Here is a 22477-nt window from a genome sequence, read left to right as displayed (position 1 = left end):
CAAAATAATTTGTTATGGTTACCCGTTACTAGGCCGTATTTTAATTCTAAGGGAGCCGTGGAATGGAGAAAGTGCAGTTAGTCGTCGATTTTCTTCTCACTCATAAACTGATTTTTACCGCACTGATCTTTGTGATTATGTGGTTAATTCGTCGTACCATTTTATCGATGATTCGTGGTGACCATGCCTTTCTTTCTGAAGATCAGCGCAGCTGGATGTCCAGAACTAAGAACGGCACCTTTGCCGTTACATTACTGATTTTATTTATTTTATGGCAATCAGAAATAAACGAGTTTGCTCTAAGTGTCACGGCGATAGCGGTTGCCATTGTTGTGGCATCCAAAGAGATAATTTTGTGTTTTACAGGCTCGATTCAAAGAGCAAGCTCACGTTCTTTTCGTGTCGGTGACTGGATTGAGGTCGGTAAACTGTGCGGCGAAGTGATCGAGCACAATATGATGGCGACGGTGATTCAAGAGATCGACCTGCACCATGGGCAATATCACTACACCGGAAAAACCGCGACCTTACCCAATAGTATGTTTTTTACTTACCCAGTAAAGAACCTCAATTTTATGAAGCGCTACGTCTACCACAATTTTTCTATCGTGGTGAAAGACTTCGTTAATTTGTATCCTCTGTTACCAATCTTGACCGACAAGATTGAAGAGCATTGTAGCTACTTCAGTGATGTTGCGCATCGCTACAATGCGATGATTGAAAAACACGCGGGGGTCGATCTTCCCGGTGCAGAGCCACATATGCATATTTCTAGTAATATCAATGGTGAGCAGATTTTGCATGTTATGATTTTCTGCCCGACCGATAAAGCTAACCACTTGGAGCATTTGATTCGTAAAGACTTTATGGAACTTTATGAGCAGCGCTTTCCTGTGGTGAGTGAAAAATAGAGAAGTGTCGTACGCCAGTTAAAACAAACCCCGCTATCAAACATAGCGGGGTTTGTTTTTCTAACGGTATTTCCAGCTCTAACTATATTCCCTGAATACTTAGCTGAATTTACTTTTCAGCATTAAAAACAGAAAGTAAGTACTGCCTAAAATAGCGACCAATGTGCCAGCTGCGACCTGACTTGGATAAATAGCGATTTGTCCCAGCCAATCTGCCCACAACATTAGGGTTGCACCAATTAAGGCTCCGACACTTAGTTGCTCTTTCACTTTTCTTGCTCCTAACATCATCGCCATATGGGGAGCGACCAAGCCAACAAAAGATATCGGACCAACTGTAGCGGTAGAAAAGGCGCATAATAAAGCAACGATGGTGAGCATTAGCGTATTGGCTACGGTGGGGTTAAGTCCTCGTGCATTTGAGAATTGTCGTCCGATGGAAATTAATGTTAGCCAGCGAGAAATCGCGAATACAGCGGTAAGCAGAACCATTATTGCCAAACATAGCATCAGTGCGGTGTCGGCTGTGACTCGATAAATTGAACCAGTTAGCCACAATAAAATTTTGTAACTGTCACCAGAACCTTGAGCTAGCGAAAATTGAACAAGGGCTTCTAATAGTGCCGTTAGTGCTATGCCGGACAACACGAAGTTAGATGGATTAAAATGGCTTCGTTTACCGATAATCAGCAATAACATCAATACGGACATACTTCCGAAAAAAGCGATACCCCAGTTAAATGCGGAGAGAAGTGACCCAGCGATGACTCCTGTCGTAATAATGGCAAACGTGGCTCCGGAAGACACACCGAGAATATCTGGGCTGGCCAGAGGGTTGTAAACAATGCGTTGCAAAATGATTCCGGCAACGGATAGCGCAATACCGACAGAAAGTGCGGTTAGCATTCGCGGCCAGCGTAATTGCCATTGGAACTCCCCTGGCACGGACCATTGGATCCCGTTTATACCATGGGTAACGAATGAGTAAGCTAGAATCCCAACCAGACTGAATAGCGCAATGCTGCATACCGCGCGTTTAGAAAGCGCCGTTTTTCCTTGGCTCATTGAAAGGTTAAGTTGATCGGTTGCCGTCAGCTTTTTACGAGTAAACCAAATTAAAGCGGGAGCGCCAATAGCTGCAGCCGCTACGCCGCTAGGAATGGTTTCCTCTAACCATAAGCTTAATGAGATGGCGGCAGAGTCTGTGATGATTAACAGCATTGCGCCCAAAAGCATGCTGCTGATCAATTCGTCGCGCGGTGTTCTTGCCCCCATTGCTCTGGCAATATTGGGGGTCAATAATCCGATGAAACTGATGATCCCAACGGCGGTGATTGAGGCTGATACCAGCCAAATACCCATCACCATTAACGTGCCAAAAGCAGGTAATACCGCTAAGCCTCGGGCTGCTGCGCCTTCTTGCCCTAGTTTCATTAGAGTCAGAATACGTGGTGCGACGATCAAAATGACGATTGCAATAGCAGCGCGTGGCAGCAACCATTCAAACCAATCCCAGCTGTATTGTGAGAGGTCGCCTGCTCCCCACATAAAAATATTTTGCGCAAACTGAGCATTTAAAATAATGATGGCTGTGGCGATAGAACCGAGCAGGATATTAATCACCATCCCCGAAACGACCAGCGGCAAACCTGTCATATTACGCACACCAGCAATTGATACGATCAGGCCAAACGCCACTAAAGCCCCCGCCATTGCGGCTAATGCAGAGTAATCGGCTACCCAATCGACGAACCAAATGTTTACCACGACTAATGCAAGCCAAGCACCAGAAGAGGTGCCAAGAGTTAACGGCGAGGTGAGGTTATTCTGCGTTAATTGCTGCATTAAGCTGCCGGTGAGACCAAGCATGGCACCAACAAGCAGGGTCATACTTAACCTAGGAAGCTGAGCTTGCGTAAAAAATACGTCACGAAATTCGCTCGCTACCTCTGGTTTTGTTAATAATTGCCATTGTTCGAAGAGTGATAAATTAGTGTCAATTTGTAGACTAAAGACGCTAAGCAACGTAATCAGCGCCAGATAACCAATATAATGTTTCGTTCTCATTGCTTTGGTGCCAACTCTATTAGACTGTCGGTAATCGCTTCAGCGGTGTATTGCAAAGACATAGCACCGCCATACGCCCACACTGCTCTGACTGAATTTACCCGCTGCTTCTTTACAAACGGCATCGCTTGCCAAAGTGGCGAATCTTTCAGTTTGCGTTCTTCTGGGAAAGGTTGTACGTAGAGAACGTAGCTGTTTTGAAGGTTTTGAAGTCGATTAATCCGATCTTGCTTTACGCCCCACGCGCGTGGAGCCTCTTTAATTGGAGCGTGTAATCCCAGCTTTCTGGCCACGTAGTCTGTGGTGGAATTTTCGGTTGCAAGAAACACCGTATTCGGCGTTGAAAAACGCATCACCAGAACACTGAGTGGCTCAGAGTAATAGTGGCGAATTCGCTGGCGCATCTGCGCAAATGAAGCATCTAATTCTGCCAGTTTCTGTTCAGCAAGTGCCTCTTTATTGAATAGCTTGCCGAGCGTACGAAAGTGACGAATAGCAGTCTCGGCCGCAGCCTCATTTTCAGAAAAATTAGGTAAATATATAACCGGAGCAATTTGTTTGAGTAACGGAATCAAGTCTTGCTGTGGAGACGCAGCAAGGATGACATCTGGCTTCAAGCTGGCGATTTTTTCTAAGTTGGGCTCTGCTCGGGTTCCAATATCTTCAATTGACTCTGGTGCAGTTGGATTGACGACCCATTGGCGGTAGCCTGGTAAATTTGGGGCTGCGATTGGTTCTACGTTTAGCGCCAAAACTTGTTCTAAGATGTCCCAGTTTAAGGCAACAACGCGTTGTGGCGCTTGCTCAAAACTATGCTCACCATATTCATCGGTAACGGTGATGACTGCATTTGCATTAGTCATAAAAAATGCCAACAGAAAAGCAGATTGTGTAACCACAGTAAGTAAACGAGCTATTATGCGCATACAACAGCCACCTTTTGGCTCGCCAATGTGTTGGCTGGAGTTGGATGATCAATGAGCTTAATCGGTGACTCATACAACTCAGAAAGGCGATCCTCATCTAGCAACATGTCGGCGTTGCCTTCGAACGCAATTTGACCTTTCTTGAGCGCAACAATGTGGGTTGCATAGCGCAGTGCTAAGTTCAAATCGTGCAGGATCACGATAATGCCTACGTTCTCGGTTCTATTCAGCTCTGACAGTAGCGCCATCAGTTGAAATTGATGGTGAACATCGAGCGCGGAGGTCGGTTCGTCTAGGATCAAAATCGGCGATTGTTGAGCCAACAGCATAGACACCCAAGCTCGTTGGCGCTCACCGCCCGATAAATCGTCCGCTAATGCTTGAGCAAAAGGTGTAACTCCTGTTCGTTCCATAGCCTGCGTGATGATCTGTTTGTCTTCAGGTTTCCAACGACCAAGTGCGCCACGCCACGGAAAGCGGCCCAAGCGCACTAGCTCTTCTACCGTTAAACCAGCCGAGGAGGGCAGCTTTTGTGGCAAATAGGCGATCTGCTTTGCCAGCTCTTTGGTTTTGAGTGATGAAAGGGAAGTGTCGTTTAATGCTACCGTGCCTTTATCTGGTGACATTTGACCAGAAAGCAGGTTCACCAGTGTCGATTTGCCTGAACCGTTATGGCCCAAAACGACAGTTAGTTCATTCGTTGGGATGTTAAGTTGGTCGATGACGAGGATCTGACGTCCACCTCGAACGATCTCAATATTAGACAGTTGAAACATGGATGACTCTTAGGAGAAAACTCCCCTCAAGAGAGGGGAGTAGAAAGTTCAATTACCAGCGGTAGTTTGCGTTTAGCATGACAGAGCGAGACTGGCCGTAGTAACACCAGTAATCGCAACCTGAAACAAACTCTTTATCCAGAATGTTGTTAACGTTTAGCTGTGCTTGCCACTGTGAAGTGATGTCGTAAGTGACTGACGCATCCCAAAGAGTGACTGAAGGAACAGTTAGGTTCGAGCTCTTAGGGTTATCTTTTGACTCACCTACGTAGCGCACACCAGTACCGATATTGAGGCCTGGAATCAGGCTGTAGGCGCTGTAGTCTACCCATGCTGAAGCTTGGTGTTCAGGAATAAGTGCGGCTTGTTTTTTACCTTGGCCAAAACTCTCATCTGTTTTCGCTTTAGTGTAGGTGTAGCTTGCCATCAGTTTTAGATCGTCGGTTAGCTGCGCCGTGCTTTCAAGCTCAATACCTTGAGAAGTCACTTCCCCCGTTTGTGTCGCGATCCATGTTGAAGGGTTAGTCACCAACGCGTTCTTTTGCGTAATGTCGAACCATGCAAGGTTGATAAAGCCATCCATAAAGCCTGGCTCATACTTCACACCTACTTCTACTTGTTCGCCTTCTAGCGGTTTGTATAGTTCATTGGTTGCTGTATCAATTGTACTGATCACTTCAAACGACTGAGAGTAGTTTGCGTAAGGTGACAGACCATTGTTTGCAAGGAACATAACACCCGCGCTGAGAGACAACTGACCATCATCACGAGACTCGTTTTGATCAACGCCTGCGCCTTTGCCAGAGTTTTCTGTTTTCACCCAGTCGTAACGAGCACCGATGTTACCAATCCACTGTTCATGCAGTTTCAATTGGTATTGTGAGTAGACACTTGCTTGAGATTTCTCAATCTCACGTTTCACGTTGTTGGCAGGATCAAGAGGGGTGAAGTTACCGTAAACTGGGTTCCACGGGTTGATGGTGCCAAACGCGTAGTTGTCCTGCTCGTCGCCATCGGTTTTGTGGAATTGCAGATCCATACCGACAAGCACCGTGTGCTCTGCGTTGTCAGTCATCCAGTTGCCGACAGCGTTATTGTCGAATGTGATGCTCTGGTTTTTGCCGTCACGGAATACGATGCCTTGCGCTAATTCTTCTTTCGCAGGATCGTTGTTTGAGAATGCGTAAGAGCTGCGCAAGTACAACTCATTGGAGCCGTAGTTGAGGTTTTGAGAGAATGACCACGTGTCATTGATGTCGTGCTCTAGCAAATAACCTAGAGAGAACTGCGTGCGTTCGTATTTATCGTAGTTTGGCTGACCAAGGTTAGTCGAAGGATCGATTTTGCCAAAGTTAGAACCAATCAGAGTGCCTGCCGCTGGGAAAAATGGGTTGGTTGGCACACCGTCATCACGAAGGTAAGTGGCCAAAACGGTCAGCATTGTGCGGTCAGAAATGTCGAACTCGACGCTTGGCGCTAGATAAAAACGCTCGTTGTTAGTGCCGTCCAGTTCGCCATCTTGGCTTGTCATCAGGCCAACCAAACGGTAGCGGATTGTGCCAGCGTCGTTTGCTTCATCAGCAATGTCAAAACCTACAGACTGGTGTTGGTTGTTGCCTACTTCGACTTTTACTTCACCTTGAGGCGTAAACGTTGGTTTTTTCTGCACCGCATTCACGATACCGCCTGGTGCCGATTCACCAAACAGAATAGCTGATGGGCCTTTAACCACTTCCACACTTTCTAGGCCGTAAGGTTCGACCAACCATGTGTAGTAACCATCGCGGAATAGGCGGTTGCCGTTTAGGTAAGTAGCAGCATCAAAACCGCGAACTTTGAACCAATCGGTGTCGTTGTCGGCGCCATAAGGCTGAGCGGTTACGCCAGATGTGTAGCGTAATGCTTCGTCCAATTTTTGCGGTGCACGAACACGAAGTTCATCTTCAGAAATGATAGATACGCTGCGCGGTGTTTCTGCCGCAGGGGTTTCTACTTTAAGTGCTTGCGCGGTGACCGTAATAGTCTCCATTGCAATAATGTCATCTTGTACAACGTCTTCTTGAGCTTGTGCTGTGAATGCAACCACTGCTGCTGTTGGTGCCAAAGCACAGACCAACGCGTTACGGATCGCGATGGTCAGTAAGTTATTCTTTGTCATAAATATATTCCCGACAATTATGATTAACGCCAAGCTTAATTGTAATTATTATCATTTGAACTTTTGTTTCGGTATTTTACTGACTTTTGTATCAAAAGATAGTAAAACGTTCGCAAATTCATTCGCGGTACTTAAAGTCGTTGTTATGTTCAATTGGTTTGAAAAACTGACCCAACCCTTTCCCCAGATGGAAACCGAAAAGCCACCGAAGACACTTTTTGGCTTCTGTCGCTTTTACACTCGTGGCTTTGAAGCCCCTTTATTTGTCATGGCTGTGTTCAGTGCGCTTATTGCCATTACTGAGGTGACGCTGTTGCGTTATATGGGCGAGCTCGTCGATATTCTCTCTAATCAAGATCGCGCAACATTCTGGCAAGACCAGGGTGATCGCATGCTAATGATGCTGTTCTTAGTGGCGGTTGTGATGCCAGTTCTCGGTTTTGTCCACTCAATGGTGATGCACCAAACGTTATTGGGTAACTACCCGATGTCTATCCGTTGGTTGATTCACCGTTACTTGCTAAAACAAGCGGTTGGATTTTTCCAGCGTGACTTTGCAGGCCGAGTTGCGACCAAAGTGATGCAAAGTGCGTTAGCGGTACGAGAAACGGTCATGAAGCTGGTGGATGTACTGGTTTATATCAGCGTTTATTTTCTTTCGATGCTTTGGATGATGGGCGAGGCCGATGGTCTGCTGATGTTGCCTATTGTGATTTGGATAGGAATGTACGCGGTTATCCAGTTCTACTTTATCCCTAAAATGAAACAAGTAGCGACAGAGCAAGCGGATGCTCGCTCTGTAATGACTGGGCGCATTGTCGATTCTTACACCAACATTTCTACCGTAAAACTATTCGCTCATTCACAGCGCGAGTTGGAATACGCAGAAAGCAGCATGAAGCAATTTTTGGTGACGGTTTACCGCCAAATGCGCATGGTGACTTGTTTGCTGTTTAGTGTCGATGCCATCAACTATTTACTGCTGATGTCTATCAGTGCCATTTCGGTTTATCTATGGCTAGATCACGCTGTAACAATTGGTGCTATTGCGATTGCCATTAGTATTGCGTTGCGCGTACAAGGAATGTCGAAGTGGATCATGTGGGAAGTTAGCGCACTGTTTGAAAACATCGGTACGGTAGTAGACGGTATTAATACGATTTCAAACGACGTTGAAGTGAAAGACATACCAAATGCCAAGCCTCTGCAAATCTCTCAAGGTGAGATCTGCTTTGATCACGTAGGTTTTAACTACAGTGATGAAAAGGCGGTATTTGAGAACTTGAACCTGACCATCAAACCGGGCGAAAAAGTCGGCATTGTCGGTCGCTCTGGGGCAGGCAAATCCACGTTGGTTAACCTGTTGCTGCGTTTTTACGACGTAAATATGGGGAAAATTTGTATTGATGGACAGGACATTTCTCAAGTTGAACAAGAGTCGCTGCGCCAACATATCGGCATGATCACGCAAGATACCTCTTTGCTGCATCGCTCAATTAAGGAAAACATTCTTTACGGTGATCCAGATGCTTCAATGGATGCCGTTATCGCAGCTGCTGAAAAAGCACACGCTCATGATTTCATTCAATCTCTAAGAGACGAGCAAGGTAACGTTGGCTATGACGTTGAAGTTGGGGAGCGCGGCGTGAAGCTGTCTGGTGGTCAACGTCAACGTGTGGCGATTGCTCGCGTGCTGCTGAAAAACGCACCAATTTTGATCATGGACGAAGCGACGTCTGCACTTGATTCAGAAGTGGAGTCGGCAATTCAAGAAAACCTTGAAGTTCTGATGGAAGGAAAAACAGTGATTGCAATTGCTCACCGTTTATCAACGATTGCCGCGATGGATCGTTTGATTGTGATGGATGACGGCAAAATCATTGAGCAAGGCTCACACCACGAGCTGCTGCAATTGGGTGGTGTTTACGCTCAGTTGTGGAAGCATCAAACCGGCGGCTTTTTGTCTGAGCAAGGTGATGCTCAATTGCAAGTCATCTAATATGACGCGACACGAAAGAGGAGCAAATGCTCCTCTTTTTTGTGTCTGCCGTTTATACCGAGTGAGTAGGCGTCAATGGGTGACGTTTACTTGTGATTATTCATTAAGTTAGGCCAACTTAATGATGGTTATGTCTATAACTCACTGTCGTTCTTGCATTTTTTACGCTTTTTTTACGCGAACTCCGAATAGGCTTTTGCTAAAGTTTCTGCATCGAATTTTGGTTGATGTACTTTATGTTTGCTCATTGGCGAGATAACACATTTCTCTTTTCTGCCATCGTGATTGTTGGCGCGGTTGTGGCCTCATGGCTGTTGGACCAATTGTTTGGCTCTACAGCTGCGGTCCTGCTGATTTTGCAGTTAGCAGTCGTAGTGGTGGCGTTTCAATGCAACTCGCGATTCGCTTATGCGGCGGCGGTGATCGAAGCGTTGAGCTTCAACTTCTTTTTCACGACGCCTCGTTACTCTTTGCAGATGTTTCGTCCGGAAGACATTTTTAATCTAGTCGTGTTTATGGTGGTGGCATTTATCACTAGCACCTTTGCGGATCTTTATCGTCGCCAGCAGGGCGAGTTAAAACAAACCAAGCTGCAAAACAGCATCCTGCTATCGGTGTCCCATGACCTACGCACGCCGCTAGCAACCATTATTGGAACATTGACCACACTCAACGAGTACATGACCAAACTCAATGACTTAGAGCGCAAAGAATTGCTCGACAGTGCGACTTCAGAAAGCCACCGATTGCATCAATATATAGAGAACTTGTTACAGGCGACTAAGCTCCAGCACGGCACATTAAAAATAACCCAAAAAGATGAGCCTATTGCGGATATTGTGCGGGATGCGGTTTCTCGTTTGCCAAACTACACCGAGAAAGTATCCATGAATATAGATGATGCCGTTGGTTATTTATCAGTAAGTCGTTCGCTCATCGAACAAGCGATTTTTAATGTGTTGGATAATGCCATGCGATTTTCACCAGAGAATGAACCTGTTGAGGTTTCTCTTTCTAAGCAGGGTTCGTCGTGCGTGATTGATGTTCGGGACATGGGGATTGGCATCAAAGCTGAAGATGCGGAAAAAATATTCAGCCTTTTCTATTCCGGCGCGAACAACAAATCGGCCGATTCAGGCACCGGAATGGGACTCGCGGTTGCCAAAGGCATCATCACTGCGCACCAAGGAGAGATTCAATCTATGCCAGTATCAGAAGGGACGTTGATCCGCATTCGAATTCCACTCAATCAAGGAGCAGAGCAGGCGTGAGTTACAAAGTTTTAGTCGTGGACGATGAGCCTCGCATTCATACCTTTATTCGTATTTCGCTGTCTGCTGAAGGGTTTGATTACATTGGCGCGAGTACCATTGCAGAAGCCAAAGCGTGTTTCGAAGCGTATTCGCCGCATGTCATTCTGCTAGATTTAGGCTTGCCCGACGGCGATGGAACGGAGTTTCTCACTACGCTTCGTCAGACGTATAAAACGCCAGTGCTAGTGCTGACAGCTCGCGATCAAGAAGAGGAAAAAATTCGCCTTTTAGAAGCGGGCGCGAATGATTACTTGAGCAAGCCTTTTGGCGTAAAAGAGCTCATCGCGCGCATCAAAGTGCTGGTTCGAGATTTGGTGGATGAGCAATCCATCGCTGATGAGCTGGTGGCTGGCCGAGTCAAAATCATCAAAAGTACTCACCAATTTTGGTTGGATCAGAGGGAAATTCCACTCACCAAGAAAGAGTTTTCTTTCATTGAACAGTTGATTCTCAAGCCGGGAAAACTCATTGAGCAAACTCATTTGCTAGCGGTGATTTGGGGAAAAAGTCATGTCGAAGATACTCACTACTTACGCGTGTTAGTGAGTCAACTACGCAAAAAACTGAACGATAGTGCTGACGAACAGCGACTATTAAAAACCGAGCCGAGGCTGGGTTATCGTTTAGTGCTTGAGACGTCCAAGCACCACTAAATTCCAAATTTAATCAACGTTAATGCCAAGGTTTAGTGCTGGTTGTCGGCACTCGAACAGGATTCGTGTTGCCTATTTTCCGTGACGGAAAATCAGTCTAGCCCTTAACGCATTAGCATTTTCTATACATAGAACACAGTTAGGTATTGATATGGCTCACTTTACAGTAATTGGTTTAGGGCGATTTGGCGTTGCCGCCAGCTTAGAACTTATTCATCTTGGACACACCGTAACGGGGGTGGATAGCGACCCGAAAATCGTCGAAAAATACGTCGAAGAGTTAACGCAAGCGGTCATATGTGACGCAACAGACGAAGGTGCACTAAGGGAGTTAGCGTTGGCGAACAGTGATGTGGTGTTGGTGGCGATTGGCGAAGACATGCAAGCCAGTTTGTTGTGTACGCTGGCGCTGAAAAATCTGGGTGTGAAATCCATTTGGGTCAAAGCGAGCACCAAAGCGCACCATACCATCGTGTCTAAGCTTGGTGTACAACGCATTATTCATCCGGAAGAGGAGATGGGCGTAAGAGTCGCGCAGGCACTCAACTATCCGATGGTGAACAACTACTTAGAAATGGGGCATGGTTTGTATGTGGTGGAAATCCACGTTAAATCCAATCTGCACGATACGCCGCTTTCTAAGTTGATCAGCCGAGGCAGTTACAACATTCAGCCTATCTTGGTGAAGCGCGAAGAAGCCGTCTACACCAATATCAATGATGAGTTTGTGCTTAATGAGTTCGACACGCTGTTGCTTTGCGGTAGTCGCGCTGAGCTGAAATACGTCGCTCCAAGGTTGGTGTAACATGGTTTTGTGGCATCCCTCTATTATCCCGATCGAGCGAAAACCCAAAGCGGGCAAAAAATTGTTGGGCGCACCGCCGCTGATACTTAGCCTCAGCTTTGCCTGCTTGATCATTCTCGGCACAGTCTTACTCAAACTGCCGATTGCCACCACAGAGCCCATCACTTGGATTCAAAGCCTGTTTACAGCAACATCGGCCATTACGGTGACGGGATTAGTTGTGGTAGACACGGGCACGGCGTTTACGCCTTTTGGGCAAGTGGTTATTGCCTTCCTGATTCAATGTGGTGGCCTAGGTTTGATGACGTTTGCCATCGTGACCTTGCTGGCTCTGGGCGGAAAAATTGGCTTTTTGGAGCGAGCCGTCGCGAGAGAGGCATTTAACCAAACTGACTCATCGACACTCATTGCCACCGCTAAATCTGTATTGATGTTCGCTCTGCTCGTTGAACTTATTGGTTTTACTATTTTGAGCGTTTATTGGAGTGAAGAGCTGGGCTGGAAAACCAGTTTGTTCCATGGTTTCTTCTACACCATCAGTGCGTTTAACAATGCAGGTTTTGCGTTGAGTGCCGATAGCTTAATGCCTTACGTGGACGACCCGGTCGTTAACTTCACCATTACCAGTTTGTTCATTATTGGTGGTTTAGGCTTCTCGGTTTGGATTGACTTAAAACGCAATCGCCGTTGGCACCGACTCACCGTTTACAGTCGAATGATGATCTTAGGCACGGTGATCATTAACGTGGTGGCACTTATCGCCATTTACCTGATTGAATATGATAACCCCAACACGCTTGCCCCTTTGAGCGAAGCAGGGAAATGGTGGGCATCGTGGTTTCAAGCGGTGACGCCAAGAACGGCGGGGTTCAATACTTTAGCTATCGATCAGTTGGAAGATGCCACAACGGCGATCATTCTGGTGTTGATGTTTATCGGCGGTGGATCATTGAGCACGGCAAGTGGCATCAAAGTTGTGACATTTATGGTGTTAGTCTTGGCAACTTACAGCTATTTGCGTCGCGATGAAGCAACCTATGCGTTTCAACGCGAGATTCCCAAAGAGACCATCAGCAAGGCATTGGCGCTGACTCTGATCTCGGTGGGCGTGACTTGGTTTGCCATCTTCATGCTGTTACTGACAGAGAAAGCGTCTATGTTAGACATTATGTTTGAAGCGGTCTCGGCACTGGGTACGGTTGGGTTATCGCGAGGCTTAACGGGCAGTTTGTCCGAACCGGGTGAGTTAGTGATCATCTTCATGATGTTTATGGGACGATTAGGGCCTCTTACTTTAGCGTACTTCTTAGCCAGTCCAAGAAAGAAAAAAGCGCGTTACGCGAGCACTAAACTGGCAATAGGGTAAATGGGCTAACTCGGACAAATGACCCAAAGGCTGGGTACAAGAGGAGTAACTGCTCCTCTTTTTGTGCTCGTTGTAGCCACGAAACTGTATACGGCAGTCTCTCTCACAACAATTTATGATTCATCTCTATTTTTTATCATTTATAAATTGTCGTTTTTGGGGTGTTGTCCAGAATGGCATTATCCACGTGCAACATAAGATTGCCGGGAATAAAAATAATTACAATACTGCCTTACTGGAAGATACATGAAAATCAAACCCCTCCCACCTTTAAATAGCCTCGTTGCGTTTGAAGCATCGGCGCGGCACTTGAGTTTTACGTTAGCCGCTGACGAGCTAAACGTGACCCAAGGTGCTATCAGTCGCCAAATTAGACAATTAGAAGAATACTTGGGCAAGGCTATGTTCACGCGAGCCAATCGAAGCATTAACTTAACGCCTACAGGTCTTCAATATTATCAAGCTGTCAGCCAATCTTTGCTCGATATTGCTCAAATCACGGGTGAAGTGAAGAAATGGCAGGGCGAACAAAAGATCACGGTTGCGACGACAAATGCAATGGCAGCCTTGTGGTTGTTGCCTAAGGTTGCTCAATTTCAAAATGAACATGATGACATCGATATAAGGATTTTGGCCTCAGATAATGTGTTGGACTTACGCCGATTAGATTGCGATATCGCTTTGTTTTATTGTCGCACTCCACCTGCGGAAATGGATGTGACAACGCTATTTTCGGAAGAAGTCTTCCCTGTGTGTAGCCCGCTTTATTTAGAGAAAATAGGCCAGCCTAGTGAGCCAGAAGAAATCTTCAATAAAACGTTACTCTATCTGGAAGAGTCTCAAAGAGATTGGGTGAATTGGGAGCAGTGGTTTGCGAGTGTAGGATTGCCAAATATTTCGCCTCGCAATCGCATGAACATCAATAACTATCCAATGCTGTTACAAGCGGCAATTAATGGTCAGGGCATCGCGTTAGCTTGGGGCTCATTAGTGGACGACTATTTACAAAGCGGTGCTTTGGTTAGGCCAGTCGAACACGTTCTTTCAACTCCCTCCAATTTTTCTATGCTTGAACCTAAAAATAGAGGTTTAATCCCAGCAAGCGTCAAACGTTTTAGAGAATGGCTTTTGCATCAGTTGCCAGATGAAGTAGGTGATCGAGGCTTAGCTTAAATCAATAAGCAGAGAAAATAACAGAGTTTGGTAATGTTAAAAAAGCGGGAATATCAGTTCCCGCTTTTTTAATTGATTGATGAAACGACGCACTAAGTTAGTGCTGGTCCTTGATTGAGTGTGGAATCATCTTTCAGCGAGGATGTTGAAGCGATAGGCTCGGAAGCCACAGTTTTGCTTTCAACAAGCGGTTCAACAGGACCATCAAGTTTCTCTTGCTCTGGGTGAACATGCTCAGGAAGCATTGCCCATGGCTTAGGTTCGCGTCGAATACTATGGAACAGCGTTAAGCTCATCACCGCGATAAAAATCGCGATAGGGAAACCGGCAATAATGGAGGCCGTTTGCATTGCTTTTAACCCTCCTGCATATAGAAGCACTCCCGCAATGGCAGCGATCATGATTCCCCACAATACGCGTATAGACGTAGGAGGCTCACTGTGTCCAGCGGCATCGAGGGTACATAGAACTAAGGTACCTGAGTCAGCGGAGGTAATGAAATAAGTACCGAGTAATAAACACGCAAGCACGCTAAGGAGTTTACCAAACATACCTGTATCTAGGTTGTCGAATAGCGTAAACAAAGCGCGTGTCGTATCGGCTTTAGTCGCTTCAAGAATCGGGCCGCCAGAAAAATCTGCAGGTGGTGTTTGTTTTGCTTCTTGTGCCGCAGTGACTTGCTCTTGATGAGAAACACGAGCGTCTTGCTCTACCTTCAACGCTGCGCCACCAAATACTGAAATCCATAAAAACGTGATCAGCGTGGGTACGATGAGAGCACCGCCGATAAGCTCACGTATTGTGCGCCCTTTAGAAATACGAGCTACAAACATGCCAACGAAAGGTGCCCAAGTCATCCACCAAGGCCAGTAATAAGCCGTCCACCAGTTTTGCCAGCCAGAGTCATTCTGTGCATCGCTCCATAAGCTCATACCGACAATGTTTTGTGCATAAAGCCCCGTGCTTTCAAGTAGCGTATTTAAGATATAGCGAGTTGGGCCAATATAAAGTACGACCAGCACGAGTGCGAGTGAAAGCAGCATGTTCCATTCTGATAAACGGCGAATACCTTTCCCTACACCAGATAGCACCGACGCAACCGCACAAGTACAAAGGGAAACGATAATAAAGAGTTGAATCCCCAAACTAATGTCTAGACCAAAGGCTTGATTCAAACCAGAGTTTATTTGGATAACTCCCATCCCCAAGGTTTGAGAGATACCGAAAGCAGTCACCGCGACTGTTAGGATATCAACCGTGTGCCCGATAGGCCCATAAATACGATCGCCAATCAAAGGGTACAAGATAGAGCGTAGGGTAAAAGGCAGATCTTTACGGTAGGAAAAGTAGGCTAATGCGAGTGCAACAATGATAAAGACAGACCAAGGATGTAGACCCCAGTGAAAGAATGTCAGTTTCATTGATGTTGTTGCGGCTTCATTGGTCAGGCCTTGAGTAAATGGGTTGTCAGCGTAATGCCACATCGGTTCGGCGACCGACCAGAAAATTAAGCCTATCCCCATGCCTCCGGAAAAAAGCATGGATACCCAAGACAAATAACTAAACTCTGGTTTTTCGTCATCTTTACTCAAACGAATATGTCCATATCGACTAACCATAAGATAAAGAAGAAAACCGACAACGAGTGAAACAAGTCCGATGTAAAACCACTTCATATTCTGCAGCAAAATGCCGGAAATCGTTTCGAAGTATTGGCCCGCTTGGTTGGCGAGAATGGCGCAGAAAAGTACAAAACCGATAACGACGATCTTTGATGCGATAGTCACAGTCGGATTGAGTCCTTTCAATATCCCAGATGTTGCTCTCATAGGCATCCCTCACAGTGCTTTTGTTTTAGCGTTATTGTTTGTTGCGTTATTGTTAATTTTTGAAAGAGAGTAGAGAGAGGGCTTTTGTGTTTCAACTGATTAATACTCATCGGTTAATGAGTATTAATCATGACAAGAAGAACCTTGTTAATTAAAAGGTTATTTTGTTGTTCGAGATCAATGCATGAATGACAAAAACTCATCCAAACCCGGCGAAAAAGTCGTTTGTTTGTTGCTGGGTTGTTAATCAAAATCATCTCCACTAACACAACACGATGTTGTACGCACTGGATGCAACTCGACTCTCGGAGATAAGAATATGAGCAATGTCAACCAAACCATTATTCCTGTTGAACTTGTTGATAATGTACTGAACCCAATCAGTGAAGCAACAGGAATGCCGAATCAGGCCTACACCAGCGAAGAGTATTTTACTTTTGAGCGTGATCAGGTGTTTGGTAACACTTGGGTATGCATTGGTTTTGCATCAGACCTGCTTAAAAATGGCTATGTGATGCCACTTGATTTCATGAATCTTCCACTACTCATGATGAGAAATCGTCAAGGTGAAGTCCAAGTCTTCCACAACGTATGTAGTCATCGTGGTATGAAGCTGGTGCATGAGGCAGGCGAAGTTCAAGGCATGATTCGCTGTCCTTACCATTCATGGACGTACGATCTTGACGGTAATCTAAAAGGCACACCACACATCGGTGGTATCGCAAAACACAAAGATGACCGATTTAAGTGTGAAAAACACGGCCTTAAGCCACTTCGTTCAGCCGTTTGGATGGACATGGTATTCGTCAACTTATCGGGCAATGCAGAAAGCTTTGAAGAGCATATCGCGCCGCTAGAGCAACGTTGGCAGCAATTCTTAGGTGAAGAAGGATTAGGGCTTCTTCGCCGCGTGAACATGGGTGGCAACTTAGAGATAGAAGTGAAAAGTAACTGGAAGCTTGCCGTAGAAAACTACTGTGAAGCTTACCACTTACCTTGGGTGCATCCGAGTTTGAACAGTTATTCTCGCCTAGAGGATCACTACAACATCATGTTTGCAGAGCGTTTTGCTGGCCAAGGTAGTCTCGCATACAACCTCTCTGATACTGCAGGAACACACTTACCTAAATTTCCAAGCTGGCCAGAAGATAAACTGCGTCATGCAGAATATGTTGCACTCTTTCCAAACGTGTTGCTTGGTATTCAAGCCGATCATGCCTTTGCGATGATGATTGAACCAATCACTGCGAATAAGAGTGTTGAGCACCTACGTGTTTTCTATGTGGGTGATGAAGCAACGAAAGATGAGTTCGCTGCGTGCCGTACTGCTACCGTTGAGTCATGGCGAGTCGTATTCGGCGAAGATATTGGAGCGGTCGAGGGCATGCAGGAAGGTCGTTACTCACCTGGCTTTGGTGGTGGTGTGTTCTCACCAGAAATGGATGTTCCGACGCATTTCTTCCAAACCTGGTTGGCAAAGCAAGTGAAAGCGGCCCTGGAGCAGTAATATGATGCATTACCTTAATTATATTGATGGTGAGTGGTGCGATTCAGAGCAAGCGCTGACCGTCATGAACCCTGGCACAGCCGAAGCGTATGCGACGGTTGCAGAAGCCACTATCACCGATGCCGATCGCGCAATGGCAGCGGCACGTCGAGTAGTCAATCAAGGCCTTCTTTCGGACGTTCGTCCAGCCGTCAGAACCGAGTGGATGTTAAAAGCCGCCGCAGCTATTCGTGAAATGGTTGATGAAGGTGGGTTAGTTGCCTGTCGTGAAAATGGGAAATCTTTGCAAGATGCCAAAGATGAGTTTTTAGAGTCGGCACGTTACTTCGAATACTACGCTGGCATGGCCGACAAGCTGGAAGGCACGTCAATTCCGTTGGGTAAAGACTATGTCGACTTCACTCAATATGTGCCGTTTGGCGTGTCAGTGCAGATTGTGCCGTGGAATTTCCCTGTCTCTATTTGTGCACGTTCATTGGCACCTGCATTAGCCGCAGGTAACGCAGTGGTGATCAAATCGCCAGAGATTTCTCCACTTGCCATGACGTTGTTGATTAAAGCGATTGAAAAAGCGGGCTTCCCAAAAGGCACGATTAACTTGCTATGTGGCAAAGGCTCAGTCGTTGGCAGTCATTTGGTGCAGCACCAAGAGGTCGATCAAATTGTCTTTACGGGTTCCGTTCCAACTGGCCAACGCATCCTGCAAGATTCAGCGCAACGCGCTACTCCATCGGTGATGGAGCTGGGTGGTAAATCGGCTGCTATCGCGCTGAAAGACGCGAGCCTCGAAACACTTTTGAAAAGCATTCAGGTCGGTATTTTCTTTAACGCTGGTCAAGTGTGTTCGGCAATGTCTCGTTTGCTGATTCAAAAAGAGCGTTATGAAGAAGTAAAAGCGGCGGTTGTGGAAATGGCAAAAAGCCTAACCATTGGTCAAGGCGAAAGCCAGCCGGACATCACACCGTTGGTATCGGCTGATCAACAAGCACGCGTGCTTGAAATGATAGAACAAGCAAAAGCCGACGGCGCGAATATCCTAACGGGTGGCTACGCACCTGATTTATCGGGTTACTTTGTGGCACCAACGGTGATTGAAGCCTCACCAGATATGCGTATTGCTCAAGAAGAAGTGTTTGGCCCTGTACTGGTAATTACACCGTTTGAAACTGAACACGAAGCGATCGATATCGCGAATGGCACTGATTTTGGCCTGGTTGCTGGTGTCTTTGGTGAAAGCCTAAACCAAACATTGCGTGTGGCACAGCAACTGCGTGGTGGACAAGTGTTCATCAATGAATGGTTTGCTGGTGGCATCGAAACACCATTCGGTGGCGTGGGCTTGTCCGGGTTTGGGCGAGAAAAAGGGCAAGAAGCGATATATAGCTACGTCCAGACACGCAATATTGCCATTCGTTTGCAGCAAGACAGCAACGTATAGCTACCGTGTAACTGTATTTTCATCACCTCGTACCGGCTTGGATTTCAGACCACAAGCTAGGGCGAGGTTGATGGAATCACAACAAACCTGACAGCGGTTTGTAAACACGGAAATTCTGAACAAGGTAGTTGGAGTATAAGTGATGAGAAAGTGGCTCTGTATTATTTGCGGCTTAATCTATGATGAAGCACAAGGTTGGCCATCCGATGGCATTGCACCAGGAACAGCATGGGAAGATGTACCGGATGACTGGTTATGTCCTGACTGTTTAGTGGGTAAGGCCGATTTTGAAATGATCGAAATTACCGATGATGCGCCAGTAGAAGAGGTCGCGGCAGTGTCTTCGGTGTCGGTAGGATCGTCTGTTCAGCCAAATGCGGCTCAGCCACTTCCATCTGAAGTCACTCAGCCTATATTTTCAGCTGACCCTATCGTTATCATCGGTAGTGGCCACAGTGGTTACCAGTTGGCAGCGGCACTTAGAGCGCAATCTGAAACGGTTCCGATCACTGTCTTTACCGCTGATGATGGCGCACTGTACAGCAAGCCTGCCTTGTCTAATGCACTGGTCATGAATAAAGACGGCGACGCGCTACAAAGTGAAAGCGCGTTGGAGTGGGAAAGCCGTCTCAATGTCCGCGTTTACCCGCATACCCGCGTTGAAAAGATCGATCGTGCCAATTCAACGCTACACACCTCTATCGGCAAATACGCCTACAGCCGCTTGGTACTGGCAACAGGTGCATCACCGATTGAAATCCCAATTGAGGGTGATCGCTCTTGTGTTATGAGTGTGAACGACTTAGTTGATTACCGGCGTTTCAGAGCGGAGCTGCAAGACAAAAAGCGCATCGCAATCCTAGGTGATGGCTTAATTGGCTGTGAGTTCGCGAATGACCTGATCGAAAGCGGTTATGAAGTAACAGTTATCGGGTTAGGTCAATGGCCAATGGAGCGTTTGATCCCGCAACAGTTGGGTGAATCATTACAAAGCGCACTTGCAGATCGAGGCGTGCAATGGGCTCTACAAGACAGTATCGCCAGAATCGAGCCAAGGTCCGAATCCAGTGCGGTTTTACATCTGAACAGTGGCAAGCAGATTGAAGCAGACCTAGTGCTAAGCGCGGTTGGACTCAAGCCAAATGTTTCTCTAGCTGAGCGCGCGGGGCTTGAAGTAGGCCGAGGCATTAAAGTGAATCAATTCGGCCAGACGAGTGATGAGAACATTTACTCGCTAGGTGATTGTGTTGAAACGGAGCAAGGTTGGCAGCCGTATATTGCGCCGATTAATCAAATGATTCCTTCCGTGGCGAAAAGCTTGCTAGGTGATATTACGCCTATCTCTTTAACGCCAACACCAGTGATTGTGAAAACGCCGATTCTTCCACTCACTATTTTCCCGGTTGCCCCGAACGAACTGGGACAATGGTATATCGAGAGTCAGGCAGATGAATTGACCGCTGCGTTTTATTCTCCTGAGGGAACGATGCTTGGCTTTGCGTTGCTAGGAAGAAAAGTACAGTCATTACGTGGTCCTTGGCTAGATCAATTGTCATTGAAACTGTCAGCAGCGTAACGGAGAAAGAAGATGATTCATTTACCCAATGATGATGCAACATGTGGTTGGTACCATGCGTTGCCAAGTATTGCAGAAAAACCAGCGTTAAAAGGTAAACAAACTGCTGACTATGCCGTGCTAGGTGCCGGTTTCGCTGGACTAGCTATGGCAAGACGTTTAGCTGAGCTTCAGCCTAACGCACGAATTATACTGATTGATGCGCAACGTATCGGCCAAGGGGCGTCAGGGAGAAATTCGGGCTTTGTGATCGATTTGCCTCATAAGTTTTCACTTGAGCATCCCGATCCTGAGCACAAACAAAAGTTATTATCGCTCAACCGTTCTGCGATTGCTCAGCTAGACACTTTAGTGTCGAAGCACAGTATTTCTTGTCAGTGGTCAGCAAAGGGCAAATATCAAGGAGCCGTAGGGGCGCGCGGTGAAGCGTATCTCGATCACTTTGAGCACCTAATGAAAGACCTTGGCGAACCATACTTCCATGTTAATGGTAGTGAGCTGGCGAAAGTCTTAGGGACAAATTACTACAGCCGCGCAATTTACACGCCAGGTGGTTATTTAATGCAACCTGCTGCTCTGGTGCGTGGGCTAGGGGAAAGCCTTCCAGAGAACGTCGAGGTGTTAGAAAACTCGCCAATCCGCAAACTCAGTAAAGAAAACGGTTACTGGGTATTACATGGAGATAGTGGTTCTGTTGAAACCACTGAACTGTTACTTGGCACCAGCATTTTTACTCGTGAGTTTGGTTACCTTAAAAACAGATTACTGCCAGTGATGACGTTTGCAAGCTGGACGCGTCCATTGACCGACGCAGAAATGCAACGATACGGAGGTGAGCTGAATTGGGGTTTAACTCCAGCAGATCATGCGGGAACGACGTTACGTATGACCGCCGATCGACGTATTTTGATCCGAAATACTTACAAACACGTGCCGAAATATGGCTCAAGCATGAACGATAAAGTCAGAGAGCAAATCCGAGACGATCATCGTCAAGTCTTTTTGGCGCGTTACCCCGAGCTGGCCGACATACCATTTACTCACACATGGGGTGGGGTATATGCCATCTCTCGTAACTTTACTAACTTTTTTGGTCAATTAGATGAAGGTGTTTATGCCAGCGCTTGTGACAATGGTGTTGGTGCTGCGTGGGGAACTATTTCTGGAACGCTGTTAGCTGACTATGTCGTAGGTGCGACATCTAAATCATTGGATGACATACAGCAAGTGACAGGGATGCCTTGTTTGAATCCGCCAGAGCCTTTTTTAGGCATGGGAGTAAAAACGCGTATCCAATTAGCAAAATGGCAAAGCAGGAGTGAGTTATGAAGCAAGTCAAACTCGTTGACAGTAAAAACCTAGATTTTAATGTTCGTGGTGATACGCCGGGAATGGCGTACGTAGCCCGAGCGTTAAGCCCGGAAATTTCACCAAACATTGGCGTAGGTTTTGCTAAATGGGAAGGCGCTCAAGTGGCTTGGACGGTGCTTTATGATGAGGTTATTTTTGTGATTGAAGGCTGTTTCGAGTTGACCGCAAACGGTGAAACACATCTTGTTCACCCAGGTCAAATGCTGTGGATCCCGGAAGGAACCGAGCTGGTTTATGGTGGGCATGCCCTGTTCGGCTATGTGGTTCATCCAGGAAACTGGAAAGAGCTACACGGGATTAAATGATTTGTTTTACAGACGAGACAACGACTTGAAGTTCTACTCGTGCTAAATCAAAAATCGTTCACAGTGTATGTGAGCCAAATCAACTCGCTCGTTAAGGGCGTGTCACCGAAGCCTCCTTCTTGAAGTCATTTGGGTATATACATCAGTTTTAACGATAGCCATATCGAGATGCTTGGTATGGCTTTTATCGTTAAGGATAATAATCTCATTGGATCAAGGGGTATATAATCGTTAAATTGCACTTGCGACATCTTTGCGCTATGACTGGCAATTCAAACTATTGTTTTAGCCAATAGAAACACTA

The 22477-nt window shown here is 46.4% G+C and carries 17 protein-coding genes and 1 pseudogene; 13 read left to right on the top strand and 5 right to left on the bottom strand.

Going from position 1 to position 22477, the window contains the following annotated elements:
• Positions 1-62 precede the first annotated feature (62 nt).
• A complete protein-coding gene (locus tag NL643_RS16130; protein ID WP_005392418.1) occupies positions 63-911 on the top strand; it encodes a mechanosensitive ion channel family protein in 849 nt (282 codons plus the stop codon).
• Positions 912-1010: 99 nt separating this feature from the next.
• Here NL643_RS16130 and fhuB read toward each other — a convergent pair whose 3' ends face one another.
• The 4 genes from fhuB to NL643_RS16110 are packed head-to-tail and all read right to left on the bottom strand — an operon-like array spanning position 1011 to position 6838.
• A complete protein-coding gene (gene fhuB / locus NL643_RS16125) occupies positions 1011-2978 on the bottom strand; it encodes a Fe(3+)-hydroxamate ABC transporter permease FhuB (protein WP_253644808.1) in 1968 nt (655 codons plus the stop codon).
• Complete coding sequence (locus NL643_RS16120) at positions 2975-3904, bottom strand: iron-siderophore ABC transporter substrate-binding protein (protein ID WP_203343508.1); 930 nt, start codon at positions 3902-3904, stop codon at positions 2975-2977. Before NL643_RS16120 ends, fhuB begins: the two co-directional genes overlap by 4 nt.
• Positions 3895-4680: an ABC transporter ATP-binding protein gene (locus NL643_RS16115; protein WP_253644807.1), complete on the bottom strand. Its 786-nt coding sequence runs from the start codon at positions 4678-4680 to the stop codon at positions 3895-3897. The genes NL643_RS16120 and NL643_RS16115 overlap by 10 nt, the downstream gene beginning before the upstream one ends.
• Before the next feature lie 52 nt (positions 4681-4732).
• Positions 4733-6838: a TonB-dependent siderophore receptor gene (locus tag NL643_RS16110; protein ID WP_253644806.1), complete on the bottom strand. Its 2106-nt coding sequence runs from the start codon at positions 6836-6838 to the stop codon at positions 4733-4735.
• A 145-nt stretch (positions 6839-6983) separates the two neighbouring features.
• On the opposite strand from NL643_RS16110, the gene NL643_RS16105 reads away from it, so the two are divergent.
• From NL643_RS16105 to NL643_RS16080, 6 genes are all read left to right on the top strand, one after another.
• Positions 6984-8837 (top strand): ABC transporter ATP-binding protein, encoded by a 1854-nt coding sequence (locus tag NL643_RS16105; RefSeq protein ID WP_253644805.1) that lies wholly within the window; start codon positions 6984-6986, stop codon positions 8835-8837.
• Between the two features lie 236 nt (positions 8838-9073).
• Positions 9074-10108: an ATP-binding protein gene (locus NL643_RS16100; RefSeq protein WP_167394244.1), complete on the top strand. Its 1035-nt coding sequence runs from the start codon at positions 9074-9076 to the stop codon at positions 10106-10108.
• Entirely contained in the window at positions 10105-10803 is a 699-nt protein-coding gene (locus NL643_RS16095) for a response regulator transcription factor (RefSeq protein ID WP_253644804.1), read from the top strand. The genes NL643_RS16100 and NL643_RS16095 overlap by 4 nt, the downstream gene beginning before the upstream one ends.
• Before the next feature lie 151 nt (positions 10804-10954).
• Positions 10955-11608, top strand: a complete 654-nt coding sequence (locus NL643_RS16090) for a TrkA family potassium uptake protein (protein WP_005375180.1) — start codon at positions 10955-10957, stop codon at positions 11606-11608.
• A gap of 1 nt (position 11609) precedes the next feature.
• Positions 11610-12974 (top strand): TrkH family potassium uptake protein, encoded by a 1365-nt coding sequence (locus tag NL643_RS16085; protein ID WP_253644803.1) that lies wholly within the window; start codon positions 11610-11612, stop codon positions 12972-12974.
• Positions 12975-13220: 246 nt separating this feature from the next.
• Positions 13221-14147 (top strand): LysR substrate-binding domain-containing protein, encoded by a 927-nt coding sequence (locus NL643_RS16080; RefSeq protein WP_005392445.1) that lies wholly within the window; start codon positions 13221-13223, stop codon positions 14145-14147.
• A gap of 92 nt (positions 14148-14239) precedes the next feature.
• Here the strand turns inward: NL643_RS16080 and NL643_RS16075 are convergent, their stop codons facing one another.
• Entirely contained in the window at positions 14240-15976 is a 1737-nt protein-coding gene (locus NL643_RS16075; RefSeq protein WP_253644802.1) for a BCCT family transporter, read from the bottom strand.
• A 319-nt stretch (positions 15977-16295) separates the two neighbouring features.
• Here NL643_RS16075 and NL643_RS16070 point away from each other — a divergent pair, with 319 nt between their 5' ends.
• The 6 genes and pseudogenes from NL643_RS16070 (at position 16296) to NL643_RS16045 (ending at position 22173) form a co-directional block, all read left to right on the top strand.
• Positions 16296-17483 (top strand): aromatic ring-hydroxylating dioxygenase subunit alpha, encoded by a 1188-nt coding sequence (locus tag NL643_RS16070; protein ID WP_053307899.1) that lies wholly within the window; start codon positions 16296-16298, stop codon positions 17481-17483.
• A gap of 1 nt (position 17484) precedes the next feature.
• Positions 17485-18921 (top strand): aldehyde dehydrogenase family protein, encoded by a 1437-nt coding sequence (locus tag NL643_RS16065; protein WP_253644801.1) that lies wholly within the window; start codon positions 17485-17487, stop codon positions 18919-18921.
• A gap of 142 nt (positions 18922-19063) precedes the next feature.
• Positions 19064-19225: pseudogene (locus NL643_RS16060) on the top strand (rubredoxin); the annotation flags it as partial.
• Entirely contained in the window at positions 19214-20497 is a 1284-nt protein-coding gene (locus NL643_RS16055; protein WP_253644832.1) for an NAD(P)/FAD-dependent oxidoreductase, read from the top strand. The pseudogene NL643_RS16060 and the gene NL643_RS16055, both read left to right, overlap by 12 nt.
• 12 nt (positions 20498-20509) lie before the next feature.
• A complete protein-coding gene (locus NL643_RS16050) occupies positions 20510-21826 on the top strand; it encodes an FAD-binding oxidoreductase (RefSeq protein ID WP_253644800.1) in 1317 nt (438 codons plus the stop codon).
• Positions 21823-22173: an ethanolamine utilization protein EutQ gene (locus NL643_RS16045; protein WP_006742236.1), complete on the top strand. Its 351-nt coding sequence runs from the start codon at positions 21823-21825 to the stop codon at positions 22171-22173. Before NL643_RS16050 ends, NL643_RS16045 begins: the two co-directional genes overlap by 4 nt.
• The last annotated feature ends 304 nt before the right edge of the window (positions 22174-22477 follow it).

The sequence above is a fragment of the Vibrio sp. Y42_MX_L11 genome, assembly GCF_024181785.1.
Classification (GTDB): Bacteria; Pseudomonadota; Gammaproteobacteria; order Enterobacterales; family Vibrionaceae; genus Vibrio; species Vibrio diabolicus.
This window is presented reverse-complemented; position numbering and strand designations above follow the sequence as displayed.